Below are 13,657 nucleotides of genomic sequence, written 5' to 3'. Positions count from 1 at the left end.
ACCAACGCGACGCTACCAGCGCGCTATTATGCCACCTAGCCGCACGGAAACGAATGGCAAGCCAGCCGAACAGTCAAAAAACACTATGAATACTGCCGAATGAGCACAAAAAGCCAATAAATTGGCCATGTGACACAGCGCACACTCTACTGTGCAGTCAAGCAATCCGCACTCCATCCTGTCAAGGCAGACGAGTTGGGTTAGAATGCGCAGCCTCACGATGCCACCCGGGGTCCCGCCATGTCAGAGGTAGACAAGCTGTTCGCCAGCCCTATCAGCAAGGTCGACGATTTTCGCTTCGACGATGCTGTCGCGCGCGTTTTTCCCGACATGATCAAGCGCTCGGTACCCGGCTACCCCACTATCATTGAAAGCATTGGCGTGATCGCCGGACAGTACGCCCAGCCCGGTACCCTGATCTACGATCTCGGCTGCTCGCTCGGTGCAGCGACCCAATCGATGCGCCGCCACCTCCCCCAGAACGGCTGCCGGATCATTGCGGTCGACAACGCCGAGGCCATGAGCGAGCGCTGCAGGGAGTACCTCAGTGCCCAGGACGCCATGCTCGAAGAGGCGATTCCTGCCGAGGTGGTTACCGCCGATATCAACACGCTGACGCTGCAACCCTGTTCCATGGTGGTGCTGAACTTCACCCTTCAGTTCATCCCCCCGCACCAGCGTCTGGCCCTACTGCAGCGCATCCGCAAGGCCCTGCTGCCAGGCGGCGTTCTGGTACTGTCAGAAAAGCTCAACTTCACCGACAGCCAGACCCAGAACGCGCTGGAATCGCTGCATTACGCGTTCAAGCGCGCCAATGGCTACAGCGAGCTGGAGATTGCCCAGAAGCGCACCGCAATCGAGAACGTGATGCGCCCTGATCCCCTGGAAGTTCACCAACAGAGGCTGCGCGACGCGGGCTTCAGCCACAGCCACCTTTGGTTCCAGTGCCTCAACTTCTGCTCGATGATTGCCCACACGTGATTGATTACACCCCGCTACTCGACACCCTGAAATCCACGCCGCTCGCCAGCTGGCACACGACGCTGGCAGAGGGTCTGCAAGCCCGCCTGGCCGAACTGCAGCACGGCGATCTGGAGCGCTGGCAGCAAAGTCTGCGCAACCTGCCGCCCCTGGACGGCGTGCAGCATGATTTCAGCCGGGGCGTGAAGCTGACCGGCGCCGCTGCGCTGCCGGACGCCACCCGACAGCAACTGCACGATGCCCTGCAGGGGTTGCACCCCTGGCGCAAGGGGCCGTTCGACCTGTTCGGGGTGCATATCGACACCGAGTGGCGCTCGGACTGGAAGTGGGAGCGCGTCGCGCCGCACATCGACCTGCGCGGACGTCGGGTGCTGGACATCGGCTGCGGCAATGGCTACTACATGTGGCGCATGTGGCACGCCGGCGCCGCCATGGTGATCGGCGTCGATCCCAACCTGCTGTTCCTCAACCAGTTCGAGGCGGTAAAGCACTATTTGCCGACAGCGCCGGTCTGGCAGCTACCCTTCACCCTGGAAGACCTGCCGGAGCCGACCAACGCCTTCGACACCGTGTTCTCGATGGGCGTGTTCTACCATCGCCGCTCCCCGGTTGACCACCTGCTGCAACTCAAGGCCTGTCTGCGACCGGGAGGCGAACTGGTGCTTGAAACGCTGGTGGTAGAGGGCGATGAGAACCACTGCCTGCTGCCGGAAGACCGCTACGCGCAGATGCGCAACGTCTGGTTCCTGCCGTCAGTCCCGATGCTCGAACGCATGTTGCGACGCGCCGGTTTCAGAAACGTGCGCTGCGTTGATCTGAATCAGACCAGCATGGAAGAGCAACGCAGTACCGAGTGGATGCGCTTCAACTCGCTGCCATCGTTCCTCGACCCGAACGACAGCAGCAAGACCATCGAAGGCTACCCGGCACCACTGCGGGCCACCCTGATCGCAGAGCGTCCCGCCTGAGCCGTCAACCGAAAACCGTGACGGTCTGACGGCTGATGGCAACCAGCTCGCCCGCCGCATTCCAGACCATCGCCGCGCAGTGACCATAGCCATCACGGGCATGTTCGATGGTCGCCTTGTACAGCAGCCACTCATCACCGGCAATCGCTGGCTGCGGCTGGACGAACTCGATGGTCCACGTCAGTGAGCTGGCCGGAGCCCGCTCCTTGAGGTGCGGAAGCACCGCAGGTGGCCAAACGTCGACCAGGCCAACCAGGTGCACTTCGTCAAACTGCTCGAAGGTTTCATCAAAGCGCATCCAGCCGCCCATTTCCCGCTTGCGGCTATTGGTGCAGGGGTAATCACCAAAGGTCCAGCGCGTATCAAAATAGCGCAGGAAGTTGGGCATGACGCCTTCGACATACGGGGTACGCTGACATTCGCTCGCCGGCGGCGCGCTGGGTGCCGGCTCTGCCGCAACGTTGACGCTGGACTCACGGCCCGCGCCAAAGCTGCCCTGTACGATGCACATGGTCTGCCCATTCTGCACCGCCCGGCCCAGCACCTGAGTGACGGCTCGGCCTTCGCGCAGGGTTTCGGTCTGCACCTGGACCGGCTCGCCCGGCTGCACCGGCCCCACAAAGGTGATCGCCAGAGATCGCACCGGCCGGGCGTCGGACAGCGTGGCCCGCATACCGCGCAGCACCAGCGCAGCCACAAGGCCACCATACCCGGCGCGGCCCTGAGCCCACTCTGGCGGGATGGTGACGGATGCATTGGCGGACTGATCAAAGGCCTGAAGCAGAGCGGTGAAGTTCATCAAACAAGATCCCTAGCCGTGACAAAGCCGGCTATGTTAGGCCAGCCGCCCGTTACTGACCAGCATTGCCGTCCGATTCACTCACCCGCAAACCGCACAACCAGCCAAGCGCCATCCAGGCTGCCGGAATATCCGGCCAGTCCTGCGGGCCGGCACCGGCCAGGTCATAGTCTGGCTCCCCGGCGCGCGCCATCAATCGCTCATACCACCAGCGAACATAGTGCCCATCCCCGAGCGGATATCGATTTGCCAGCTCGGCCCGCAGCCGTAACGGCAGCGAGCTGAACAGACGTTCGTCGACCGCCCGGTAAATACGCTGCTCATTATCCAGATAGGCTGATTCCGCCGCTGCAGCAACCTCAAGCAAGCTGGCCAGAATCCGCAATTGAGTGGCGTATTCACGATGGGGTGTCAGGGGATTGAGCTGGCTGCGCCAGTCAAGCTGCAAACGCTCCAGCGCCTCCAGCAGGGTCACTGGGCCGGCGCTTGGCGCATCCAGCAGGCTCGCCAGCCAGCGCCGCTGGCGGGGCTCCAGACGCTCCAGCCAGACCAGCAGCTCGGCACTGCTGGAACCGTCACGGGGTCGCCAGTGCACGGTTTCACCGTCGCCGATAGAAGCCAGTCTGGCCATGCGTTCGGGCCAGCCGAGCGGCAACAACTGATCACGCAGCCTGCCGAGGTGCTCCCCCAATCTGTCCTGCTGCCGCGCCAGCCAGCGCTCCGCCAGCCAGCGGCGTCGCGATTTATAACCCGCCATCGATACTGCGCCCCAGGCGCTCCTTCATCATCCTGATAATGCCCCGATTGTCCTCGACCAGTTGCTGCTTTTCTGCCAACGGTGCCGCACGACTGAGATCCAGCGTAAAATGCCCCAGCCGGGCACTGTAAAGCCCGACCCCGACACCCTGCCCGATCCGCGCCGCGACCTTTTCCAGCAAGCCCGACAGTAACGAATCACTCAATGCACCCATGGCTACTTCGGTGCCGCCTGCCAGAGCGATATTACGCAGCACATGGCGCGCCAGGCGCCAGCGACTGAAGCGACCGATAGGCAGTCCGTAGCAGACAGCCACCCGTTGCATCAGCCGAATATTTCGCCAGACTACCAGCAACAGATCGATTGCGACCCATGGACTGGACGCCACCAGCGCGCCGGTAGCAACCGACTCCTGACGGATAATCTGCCGCGCCTGCTGGTCGATTGGCTGGTAGAACTGCAGGTTCAACCGCCTGGCCACTTCCTCCGCGCTGTGGGAGCCGTCCAGCCCCGCACACGCCTGGCGCAAGTTGCCGGCCAACGGTGTATCGGCGTAGACACGCTGCAGGCGGTCCAGCCAGTCGACTGCCAGCCGCTGATCGTGTTCAGCCATGGCCTGCTGCATTTCGGCGCGCAGTTGCTCCAGTGAGCTCAGACGGTGCCGCTGTCGGCGCAAATCGCGCCAGGCCAGCAGCCCGGAACCGGCCAGCGCCAGCCCAATGCCACCTACCAACGCCCCCCACAGCGGCTGCCATTGCCACGCTGCCCAACTCCACTGCCCCCACTGCAGAACGGCGCCGCCAAGCCCGGCAGCCAGGGCGAGGCGAACAAGCCTGCCAGGCCAGCGACTGGCAGGCGGCGCATTCAGGGTTGACGGCAGCGCCGCTTGCGCGGACTCGGAAAAGGCATCTGGCATGGTATCGGCGCTGCCTACTACCTCGGTAGCACGCTCGGTATCGCCCTGCTGCTCGCCCTGCCAGGTATCAATAATGCGGGTTTTCTGTTCGGTACTCACAGTTGCGCCCCCTCAATCAGCCAGGCCACCAGGTCGTCCATACGGTAATGGGGAAACGGCTCACTGCGATGCAGGCCCGGTGGCGGTCTGAGCGGCAACAGCTCGGGACTGTTCAGTTGCAGCGACTGCGGCAGATGTGCCGGAATGCTGCCCGGCCGGTAGCGAACCCAGCCTTCCTGCCCTTCCAGCCCGGCCACCAGATTCTCACCTTCCTGACGGGTTGCCCGGATAGCCGATAACGGCAGACCGAGAACCTCCACACCGCCATGACGCACATCAGCCAGGCGATCCAGCATCAGGTCCTCCAGGCACTGCTGCACCGAGCGCTGCTGCTCGGGGCTGACCTTATCGACCTTGGTTGCGCAGAAGGCCAGCCGGCGAATACGCGGGCGGAACCGCAGCAAACGTGCCAGCAGGCCACTGCGGCCATAATCGAAGCTCGACAGCACCGCTTCCATTGCATCGCGAAGATCAGCCAGCGCCGCTTCGCCGGCATCCATCGGGCCGAGCATATCGACCAGCAACACCTGCTGATCCAGGTGGCGGAAATGCTCGTCATAGAAACCACGTACCAGATAATCGCGGTAGTAGTTGAAACGCGCCGCACAGACGCCAAACCAGCTGCTATCGCTCTCGCTGCTGTGTCGATTGGCCCTCAGCAACGGAATAAACTGCAGCATCTGTTCGGCTACCCCGCTTCCCGGCTGCAGAAAACGGGCAGGCTGGTTGCGCGACAGCCCAGCGTCGCGACGGCAGCGCAGCAGAAACTCGGTCCAGGCGTCCTTCAGCGCAGCCAGCTGCGCGGCGTCCGCCGGCGCCGCCGGATCGATGTTCAGCAGTGTCTGGCGCAATTCGCCGGCCAGCGAACGTCGCGGCTCCTGCTCAAGCCACTGCGCCATCTGCTCGCACCATTGCCCGTAATCAAGCTGCAGCAGCGGCAGATCCAGCAGCCACTCGCCCGGATAGTCGAGAATGTCGATGCGGACCTGGCGTACCGGCTGCACCCTGCGCAACAGCCCCTGGGGGCGAAAGCGAAGGTCAATCACCACCCGTGACAGGTCACTGGTCGAGTCCGGCCAGCGCGCAGGCGCGGAAGATAGGGCTGCCAGCGCGTCGAGATAGGGGAATGGCTGCTCGACGTTCTCGCGCTGCCAGCGCACCGACTCCAGCCGGTCAAAGGGTGCGCGCCTGGCCAGCAGACCCTTGCCATGATTCTCCAGCTGATTGATCAAACTGGTAATAAAGGTGGTTTTACCCGCACCACTGAGGCCGGTCACACCAACACGCAGCCGCTGCTGGCCAAGGGTCTCTGCGCGCTGGGCCACTTGCTTGAACCAGTTCGCACTTTTATTTTGCACGCTGCAGGCACTCCACAAATCGTTTATGGTCTATGACCAGTATTACACACCCACTTTTGCAGAGAGGCACCCCCGCATGGCGTATTCGGATACTCACAGCAAGGCAATCGGCTACCTGCTATGGATATTCGGATTCATGGGGGCCCACCGCTTCTACTACGGAAAACCCTGGACCGGCACCCTGTGGTTTTTCACCCTGGGGCTGTTCTTCATCGGCTGGATCATCGACCTGTTCCTGATCCCTGGCATGGACCGTGAGGCTGATCGTCGGTTCCGCACCGGCCCCATCAACTTCAACCTGACCTGGATTCTGCTGACGTTCCTCGGCATCTTCGGCGCGCACAGGCTGTATATGGGCAAGTGGGTTACGGCGATCATCTACTTCTTCACCGGTGGCCTGTTTCTGATTGGCGTGCTGTACGACTATTGGACGCTGAACGAGCAGATTTCCGTCGAAAACATGCGCCGCGAGTGGTAGCCCGGAGTTGCCCGACAAACCCTCTCCCGCCAGCGTAAGTGCTGCACCGGGTCGTTTTGCGATTTGCCCTCCCAAGCACTCCAGGGCTTGTCGGAGTCCCGGAAACAAAAACGCCGTCACTGTTACGACGGCGTTTTTGCAGGGAGCACTCAACCAGGATAGCTACACCGGGTCATTCCGATTCAGCAACTCCGGCGGCAGATGCTGAATATAGTCATCTTCCTGCGGCGGCATTTGCAGGTGAAAGCCCTGCTCTTTCAGGTTTTGCAACACAGTAAGGATGTCTTCCTGAGCCAGCTTACGCTCCTCGTGCAACACCAGATCCATCGCATGCTCACCCCGCCCGAACAACTGCAGCAACGCCTCGGGCAGTTCGCTCAAGCCCTTTTCCCGGGGCACATACAGGTACATGCCCTGCTTTTTCGTGCTCCGAAAGATCGAACACAACACTTTCATTCAGCTACCTCCACCGCACCGTTGGCGGCTTTCAACAATGCTTCACCCATCAGTTCCCGACGCCAGCCGGTCAACTCATCCGGCAGTCGATAAGGGCCGGAGGGATAACCCGTGCGTACCATGGCTTCAAGTACTTTCTTGCGCAGCATGATCTCGACTGCGATACCCCGTTTCTCGGCTTCATCCTGCCCAACCTTGCGCAACGCCTTGAGTAGCCGATTGGCAGCCGATGGCAATGGCTCGGGCAGCACCTCGGGATAGTCTGAGGGAGCAACTGCGCGGCCCTCGCGAATCAGCTGCAAGATGGTTTCACCCTCGTGGCGCACGGTCCGAGGATGCATGTCCTCAATGCGCGACAGCGCCTGCAGGGTATCGGGCTGGCGCTGCGCCAGCGGTACCAGCGTGCGTTCACGCAGCAAGCGGTTACGGGCGATGTCGCGAGCCCTGGACTCGCGTTCGCGCCAGGCCGCCAGCGGGCGCAAGATCGCCAGCTCGGCCGGTTTCAGCCGCCATGCCTGCTTGACTTGCAGATAAGCCTGCTCTGGCTCAATCATCTGGCCTGAGGCTGCGACCTGCTCAGCGGTGTCGGCAAACAGCCACTCGGCCACGCCGGCCTGGGCGATACGTGGCGCCAGAATCTGATAGAGCTCTGCCAGGTGCTGGGCATCACGGGCGGCATACTCAATCTGGGCCGGGCTCAGGGGCCGCTGCAGCCAGTCGGAGCGGGTCTCATCCTTGGGCAGATCGATATCCAGCAGCGCACTGACCAGTCGGGAGTAGCCCATGGAAAAGTCCATGCCGAGAAAGGCTGCCGCAAGCTGGGTATCGAACAGCGGCGCGGGCAACGTGCCGCACAGCCTGGAAAAGACCTCAAGATCCTCACTGCATGCATGCAGGACCTTGACTACAGAAGCATCCTCAAGCAGCGCGACAAAGGGCGTCCAGTCGCCAATACCCAGCGGATCAATGAGCGTGGCGCGCTCGCCATCGCCAATCTGGATCAGACCGGCAATCGGGTAAAATGTCTCGGTGCGAACAAATTCGGTATCAACGGCAACGAAGGGCAGCCGACGCCACTGGTCGCAGCAGCGTGCCAACTCGGCGTCATCATCAATCATTACGGGTTGCGTTAGCGCAGGGGTCATAAGCTGTCTTTTCTGGGGCCTTTTCCCGTCTGGTTCGCTCGCCTTGCAGCATCAAACATGCTCCCGGTCGGGTAGCGATCTGCAGTCCAGGACGCAGGCAATGGATTGTTCCCTTGGCAGGTCCCGCAGCGCCGCGCAGCTGACTATGATGCCAGCCTGAAGGATGAGCCGGCGCTTGCGTCACCCTCCGGCGGTTATACTGGCGGACCAGCCGTCACTGCCGAACAGGGCTTGACGCAAAAGCGGCTTCATCATGGTCATGGCGCACGGGAACAGACCCTGAAGTTGCGCGCAGTATAACCGAAGCGCCAGCGCCCTGCCGAAGCCTGTGTTACATACAACCCTTCAAGTTTGACCCGGATCAACCGATATATCAGAGTGACGGCACATACTGACGGCCCTGTGCCGCCTGCCAGTCAGGATCACCTGTTTCAACATGCTCTGGAGTATGCATGCAAGCCTTCAAGAACCTGCCACTGAAATACAAGTTCTGGGCAGTCAACGGTGTTGCTTTCGCAGCAACGCTGATGCTCGTACTGGTTGCCATCTGGGTCGAGCAACGCAGCATCGAACAGACCCGACAGGAACTGGCCGGCGTGCTTGCCGGCGAACAACCCTCCGACGGCAAGGTGCACGGCCTGAGCTGGATCACAGCACCGACTGCCGCACAGACAGAGCCAGGGCGCTGGCTGGAGGCCTCCAGACTCGGCATTGCCGAAGATCGCTACATTGGCGCCTGGTCAGCCGTAGAGGGCCGCGCTCTGGCCGTGGAACGGCAGGGCTTCACCGCGCTGTTACTTGAACGCGCGCCACTCTATGCGATCGTGGTGGCAGCGCTGATGCTGATGGTGCTGTTCTTCTCGCAACTGCTGATTCTGTTCATCACCCGCCATATCATCACCCTGCGCGACGTCATGCTGGCAGTGGAAAGCACCGGTGACCTGACACTGCGTGCGCCTGGCAGTGCGCGCGATGAAGTCGGCTCGATGGCCCGAGCCTTCAATGCCATGCAGGAGTCCCAGCAGGCCGTCGTCGGCTCGGTACGCCAGGCGGCACTGGAACTGGATCAGCGTGCCCGCGGACTGGCCGAGACCATGACCCGTATGCGCGACGGCATGATAGTGCAGCAGGGAGAGACTGATCAGGTCGCCGCCGCCGTTAACGAAATGAGTGCGACGGTACAGGATATTGCCGGCAGCACCTCGATTTCCCGTGATCAGTCCAGTCAGGCCAATGCTCTCGCCATTCAGGGCCGGGACAAGGTACAGCAGGTTCGCAAGACCATCGCAGGCCTGGTCACCAGCATCGACCGCTGCACCGAGCACATGCACCAGCTGTCAACTCACAGTCAGGAAATCAGCGGCGTAGTGCGGGTAATTCGCGAGATTGCCGAACAGACCAACCTGCTGGCCCTGAACGCGGCAATCGAGGCAGCACGTGCGGGTGAGTCTGGTCGCGGATTTGCCGTCGTCGCAGACGAGGTGCGCGCCCTGGCCCAGCGCGTTCAGCACTCTACCGATGACATTCAGCGCATGATCGAAGCCCTGCAGACCGGCACCGAGGTAGCTGTCGAGGATATGCAGGCCAGCGCCGGGCTGACCCATGACTCGGTCCAGCAGGTTGAAGATGCCGGTGAGTCTCTGCAGGATATCGCTGCGGCCGTCAGTCAGATCAGCGAGGGCAACAGCGAAATCGCATCGGCGGTCGAGCAGCAGAGCCTGGCAGCGGATGCCATTACCCAGAGCGTGGTCGAAATCAGGGACGTGACCGAACGTACCGTAGAACAGACCGCGCACAGTGCCGACACCAGCGACCAGCTGGCTCGACTGGCCCATCAGCTGACCGAAGCGGTCAGCAAGCTCCGCACCTGAAACAGAGGCGGCGCCTTGCGGCGCCGCTCTGCCATTGCCCGGAAACACCAACCCGGGCCTATTTACTCAAGCACAATCCGCCCCTCGTTATTCGCCAGCGTGCTGGCGCCAATCCCCTTCACTTCGGCCAGCGAAGCTACCGACCCGAAAGCACCATGCTCCTCGCGGTAGGCAACGATAGCGTCAGCCTTGGCCTGCCCTACCCCCTGCAGCACCTCGGCGATCTCTGCCGCGCCGGCGGTATTGATATTGACCGTTGGTACAGACACTTCCTGAGCCCAGGCGGGAGATACCAGCCAGAGACTGAGAACAACACCCAAGATGCTAATCCAGTGACGCATTTTCCATCCTCCATATATGTGAGAAGTGCCGCACTGAAGGAACACGGCTTCAGCACTATCCCTGCGGCATGGAGGACGCTAAAACAAAAAGGCCGGAGAGCTGCTAACTCTCCGGCCTTGATGTGACGAAGCACGCAACTGCGCAGACAACTCAGCTCTGGGCGTCGAATCCGCGCTGCAGATCGGCCTTGATGTCCGCCAGGTCTTCCAGGCCGATAGCCAGTCGAATCAGCCCCTCACGGATACCCGCCGCTTCGCGTGCCTCGGCGCTCAGGCGGCCATGGGTAGTGGTCGCCGGGTGCGTGATGGTGGTCTTGGCGTCACCGAGGTTGGCGGTAATGGACACCATTCTTGTCGCGTCGATGAAGCGCCAGGCAGCTTCACGACCGCCGCGCAGCTCAAAACTCACTACCGCTCCAAAGGCACTCTGCTGGGCCTTGGCCAGGGCGTGTTGCGGGTGCGACGGCAAGCCGGCGTAGTATACGCGCTCAACTTCCGGACACTGCTCCAGCCACTCGGCAATCTGCTGCGCGGACTCGCAATGGGCACGCATGCGCAGACGCAACGTTTCCAGGCCCTTGAGGAATACCCAGGCGTTGAACGGGCTGAGGGTCGGCCCTGCCGTGCGCAAAAAGCCCACCAGCTCCTGCATGTGCTCACGACGCCCTACTACCACGCCCCCCATGCTGCGGCCCTGACCGTCAATGTATTTGGTTGCCGAGTGAACGACGATGTCGGCTCCCAGCGACAGCGGCTTCTGCAGCGCCGGCGTGCAAAAGCAGTTGTCGACTACCAGCAACGCGCCATGCTCGCGGGCAATCGCGCCGAGCGCGCCAATGTCGCCCAGCTCGGCCAGCGGATTGGACGGAGACTCGATAAAGAACATCCGGGTGTTCGGCTTGCAGGCGTCACGCCAGGCGGCCGTGTCGGTCAGAGGTACATAGTCGACCTCAATGCCAAAGCGCTTGAAGTACTTTTCAAACAGCGTGACAGTGGCGCCGAAGACGCTGCGCGACACCAGAATATGGTCACCGGCCGAGCACAGGCTCATAACGGTTGTCAGGATGGCCGCCATGCCGGAGGCAGTGGCAACAGCCTGTTCACCGCCTTCCATGAGCGCAATCCGCTCTTCGAAGGTGCGCACGGTCGGGTTCATATAACGCGAATAGACATTGCCGCTGGTTTCACCGGCAAAGCAGGCAGCAGCATCAGCGGCACTGCGAAACACATAGCTTGAAGTCAGAAACAGGGCTTCGCCATGCTCTGCTTCAGGCGTGCGTCGCTGACCGGCGCGTACCGCCAGGGTGTCGAAGCCGGCCCCGTCAAGATCACTGTCCAGACGGCCAGGTTGCCATTGTTCGGTCATGCAAAAACCTCGTTCATACAGGGCAGCGCTGGCGCTGCCGACTGGCATCAGTTGTTGTGCAGGCCGATGATTTCGCTGACCCGCTCGACCGTCGATTTGGCCGCGTCATTACGAGCACGCTCGATGCGATCCAGGTACTGTTCGTTGACATCGCCGGTGACGTACTGACCATCGAATACCGCGCAATCAAAATGTTCAATCTTGACCTTGCCGCCGCCAACGGCGTCTTTCAGGTCATCAAGATCCTGATAGATCAGCCAGTCGGCGCCGATCAGTTCGGCAACCTCGTCCGTGGTGCGACCATGGGCGATCAGTTCGTGGGCGCTGGGCATGTCGATGCCATACACATTGGGATAGCGCACCGCCGGTGCAGCCGAGCAGAAGTAAACATTCTTGGCACCGGCCTCGCGTGCCATCTGAATGATCTGCTTGCAGGTGGTGCCGCGCACGATGGAGTCATCCACCAGCAACACGTTCTTGCCGCGAAACTCCAGATCAATGGCGTTCAGCTTCTGGCGAACCGACTTCTTGCGCGCAGCCTGACCCGGCATGATGAAGGTCCGGCCGATATAGCGGTTCTTGACGAACCCCTCCCGGAACTTCACACCCAGCTGGTTGGCCAGCTCCAACGCCGAGGTTCGGCTGGTATCCGGGATCGGGATGACCACGTCAATGTCGTGATCCGGGCGCTCGCGCTGAATCTTGTCTGCCAGCTTTTCGCCCATGCGCAGCCTGGCCTTGTAGACCGACACACCGTCCATCAGCGAGTCAGGGCGAGCCAGATATACATGTTCGAAAATGCACGGCGAATATTGCGGATTCTCGGCACACTGACGGGTGAACAGTCGACCATCCTCGGTGATATACACTGCCTCGCCCGGCGCCAGATCGCGGATGAGGCTGAAGCCCAGCACGTCGAGCGCAACGCTTTCAGAGGCAATCATGTACTCGACGCCCTCGTCGGTGTGACGCTGACCAAACACGATGGGACGGATCGCATGGGGGTCACGGAATCCGACAATACCGTACCCGGTGATCATGGCCACTACCGCATAACCACCCCGGCAGCGCTTGTGCACCTGGCTGACCGCGGCGAAGACGTCTTCCTCGGTCGGCTGCAATTTGTTGCGTACGGCCAGCTCGTGGGCAAATACGTTCAGCAGTACCTCCGAATCAGAGGTCGTATTGACGTGGCGCAGATCGGATTCATAGATCTCGCGCGACAGCTGCTCGACGTTGGTGAGGTTACCGTTGTGCGCCAGGGTGATGCCGTAGGGCGAATTGACGTAGAACGGCTGGGCCTCGGCAGAACTGGAGCTGCCAGCGGTCGGATAGCGAACGTGTCCGATACCCATCTGACCTACCAGACGCTGCATGTGACGCTGATGGAACACATCGCGTACCAGACCATTATCCTTGCGCAGGAAGAGTCGCCCCTGATCGCTGGTTACAATGCCGGCGGCGTCCTGGCCGCGATGCTGCAGGACGGTCAAGGCATCATAGAGCGCCTGATTGACGTTCGATTTGCCCACTATGCCAACAATGCCACACATGCCTGAGTACCTTCTCGATTAAGGGCGGCGCTGTCCGGGAGTGCCGGATCAGCGACCCGCCATTTGCAGAATGAGATTTTTCGACCAGTCAGCGACCAGCAGAAAATGGGGAATCACCACCGATTCGCGCCACCAGGCATCCGCTTCAACGGGGGCCAGGCTTAACAGACCGACTGCGACTACCACCAGCAGCGCACCGCGCGCTGCGCCGAAAACCATGCCAAGAAAGCGGTCGGTACCGCTGAGACCCGTTGCCTTGACCAACTGGCTGATCAGATAGTTGACCAGCCCGCCCAGCAGCAGCGTCATGACAAACAGAATGGAACACGCGGCGATGACGCGCAGGGAAGGCGTTTCAATATAGGGCACAAGCAACTCGGCGAGTGCTCCGCCAAACAGCCAGGCAACCAGGCCGGCAATAACCCAGGTCAGCAGGGAGAGGGCTTCCTTGACGAAGCCTCTGGTCAGGCTGATCAGGGCCGAGACTGCAATGATGGCGACGATAGCCCAGTCAACCCAGGTCAAAGACACGATGAAGTACCCTGTTCTACAAAGGCAGGCATTCTAGC

The 13,657-nt window shown here is 61.4% G+C and carries 14 protein-coding genes; 4 read left to right on the top strand and 10 right to left on the bottom strand.

From position 1 onward, the window contains the following. Positions 1 to 240 precede the first annotated feature (240 nt). Both cmoA and cmoB read left to right on the top strand, forming a co-directional pair. Positions 241 to 981, top strand: a complete 741-nt coding sequence (cmoA, locus tag AC13EY_RS07030) for a carboxy-S-adenosyl-L-methionine synthase CmoA (protein WP_228246514.1) — start codon at positions 241 to 243, stop codon at positions 979 to 981. Then, the gene (cmoB, locus tag AC13EY_RS07025) at positions 978 to 1,949 is read left to right on the top strand and encodes a tRNA 5-methoxyuridine(34)/uridine 5-oxyacetic acid(34) synthase CmoB (RefSeq protein WP_335599526.1); all 972 of its coding nucleotides are present in this window, start codon (positions 978 to 980) and stop codon (positions 1,947 to 1,949) included. Before cmoA ends, cmoB begins: the two co-directional genes overlap by 4 nt. A gap of 4 nt (positions 1,950 to 1,953) precedes the next feature. Here cmoB and AC13EY_RS07020 read toward each other — a convergent pair whose 3' ends face one another. From AC13EY_RS07020 to AC13EY_RS07005, 4 genes are read right to left on the bottom strand one after another with little or no spacing between them, the layout of a single operon-like run. Continuing rightward, positions 1,954 to 2,748: an acyl-CoA thioesterase gene (locus tag AC13EY_RS07020; protein WP_228246516.1), complete on the bottom strand. Its 795-nt coding sequence runs from the start codon at positions 2,746 to 2,748 to the stop codon at positions 1,954 to 1,956. A gap of 52 nt (positions 2,749 to 2,800) precedes the next feature. Next, positions 2,801 to 3,505 carry a hypothetical protein gene (locus AC13EY_RS07015; RefSeq protein WP_335599525.1) on the bottom strand — a complete coding sequence of 235 codons (705 nt, stop codon included), beginning with the start codon at positions 3,503 to 3,505 and terminating at the stop codon, positions 2,801 to 2,803. Continuing rightward, positions 3,492 to 4,520 (bottom strand): TIGR01620 family protein, encoded by a 1,029-nt coding sequence (locus tag AC13EY_RS07010; RefSeq protein ID WP_335599524.1) that lies wholly within the window; start codon positions 4,518 to 4,520, stop codon positions 3,492 to 3,494. Before AC13EY_RS07010 ends, AC13EY_RS07015 begins: the two co-directional genes overlap by 14 nt. Further along, positions 4,517 to 5,878, bottom strand: coding sequence for a YcjX family protein (locus AC13EY_RS07005; protein WP_335599523.1), 1,362 nt, complete (start codon positions 5,876 to 5,878; stop codon positions 4,517 to 4,519). The genes AC13EY_RS07010 and AC13EY_RS07005 overlap by 4 nt, the downstream gene beginning before the upstream one ends. A gap of 76 nt (positions 5,879 to 5,954) precedes the next feature. Between AC13EY_RS07005 and AC13EY_RS07000 the strand changes: the two genes are divergently transcribed. Then, entirely contained in the window at positions 5,955 to 6,356 is a 402-nt protein-coding gene (locus AC13EY_RS07000; protein ID WP_088275153.1) for an NINE protein, read from the top strand. Positions 6,357 to 6,518: 162 nt separating this feature from the next. On the opposite strand, the gene AC13EY_RS06995 is transcribed toward AC13EY_RS07000, so the two are convergent. Together AC13EY_RS06995 and rnd are read right to left on the bottom strand one after the other, a co-directional pair. Continuing rightward, positions 6,519 to 6,812, bottom strand: a complete 294-nt coding sequence (locus tag AC13EY_RS06995) for a YcgL domain-containing protein (protein ID WP_228246520.1) — start codon at positions 6,810 to 6,812, stop codon at positions 6,519 to 6,521. Further along, complete coding sequence (gene rnd / locus AC13EY_RS06990; RefSeq protein ID WP_335599522.1) at positions 6,809 to 7,930, bottom strand: ribonuclease D; 1,122 nt, start codon at positions 7,928 to 7,930, stop codon at positions 6,809 to 6,811. Before rnd ends, AC13EY_RS06995 begins: the two co-directional genes overlap by 4 nt. A gap of 479 nt (positions 7,931 to 8,409) precedes the next feature. Between rnd and AC13EY_RS06985 the strand changes: the two genes are divergently transcribed. Continuing rightward, positions 8,410 to 9,828, top strand: coding sequence for a methyl-accepting chemotaxis protein (locus AC13EY_RS06985; RefSeq protein WP_335599521.1), 1,419 nt, complete (start codon positions 8,410 to 8,412; stop codon positions 9,826 to 9,828). A 62-nt stretch (positions 9,829 to 9,890) separates the two neighbouring features. Here the strand turns inward: AC13EY_RS06985 and AC13EY_RS06980 are convergent, their stop codons facing one another. The 4 genes from AC13EY_RS06980 to AC13EY_RS06965 form a co-directional block, all read right to left on the bottom strand. After that, positions 9,891 to 10,169 carry a ComEA family DNA-binding protein gene (locus tag AC13EY_RS06980; RefSeq protein WP_088275167.1) on the bottom strand — a complete coding sequence of 93 codons (279 nt, stop codon included), beginning with the start codon at positions 10,167 to 10,169 and terminating at the stop codon, positions 9,891 to 9,893. 151 nt (positions 10,170 to 10,320) lie between these two features. After that, positions 10,321 to 11,535: an O-succinylhomoserine sulfhydrylase gene (locus AC13EY_RS06975; RefSeq protein WP_335599520.1), complete on the bottom strand. Its 1,215-nt coding sequence runs from the start codon at positions 11,533 to 11,535 to the stop codon at positions 10,321 to 10,323. A 47-nt stretch (positions 11,536 to 11,582) separates the two neighbouring features. Further along, positions 11,583 to 13,088: an amidophosphoribosyltransferase gene (gene purF / locus AC13EY_RS06970; protein ID WP_088275169.1), complete on the bottom strand. Its 1,506-nt coding sequence runs from the start codon at positions 13,086 to 13,088 to the stop codon at positions 11,583 to 11,585. 48 nt (positions 13,089 to 13,136) lie between these two features. Next, the gene (locus AC13EY_RS06965) at positions 13,137 to 13,619 is read right to left on the bottom strand and encodes a CvpA family protein (RefSeq protein ID WP_088275171.1); all 483 of its coding nucleotides are present in this window, start codon (positions 13,617 to 13,619) and stop codon (positions 13,137 to 13,139) included. Between the last annotated feature and the right edge of the window lie 38 nt (positions 13,620 to 13,657).

The sequence above is a fragment of the Halopseudomonas sp. L-58 genome, assembly GCF_056859475.1.
The sequence above is the reverse complement of the archived record's forward strand: the minus strand, read 5'-3'. Positions and strand labels throughout refer to the sequence as shown.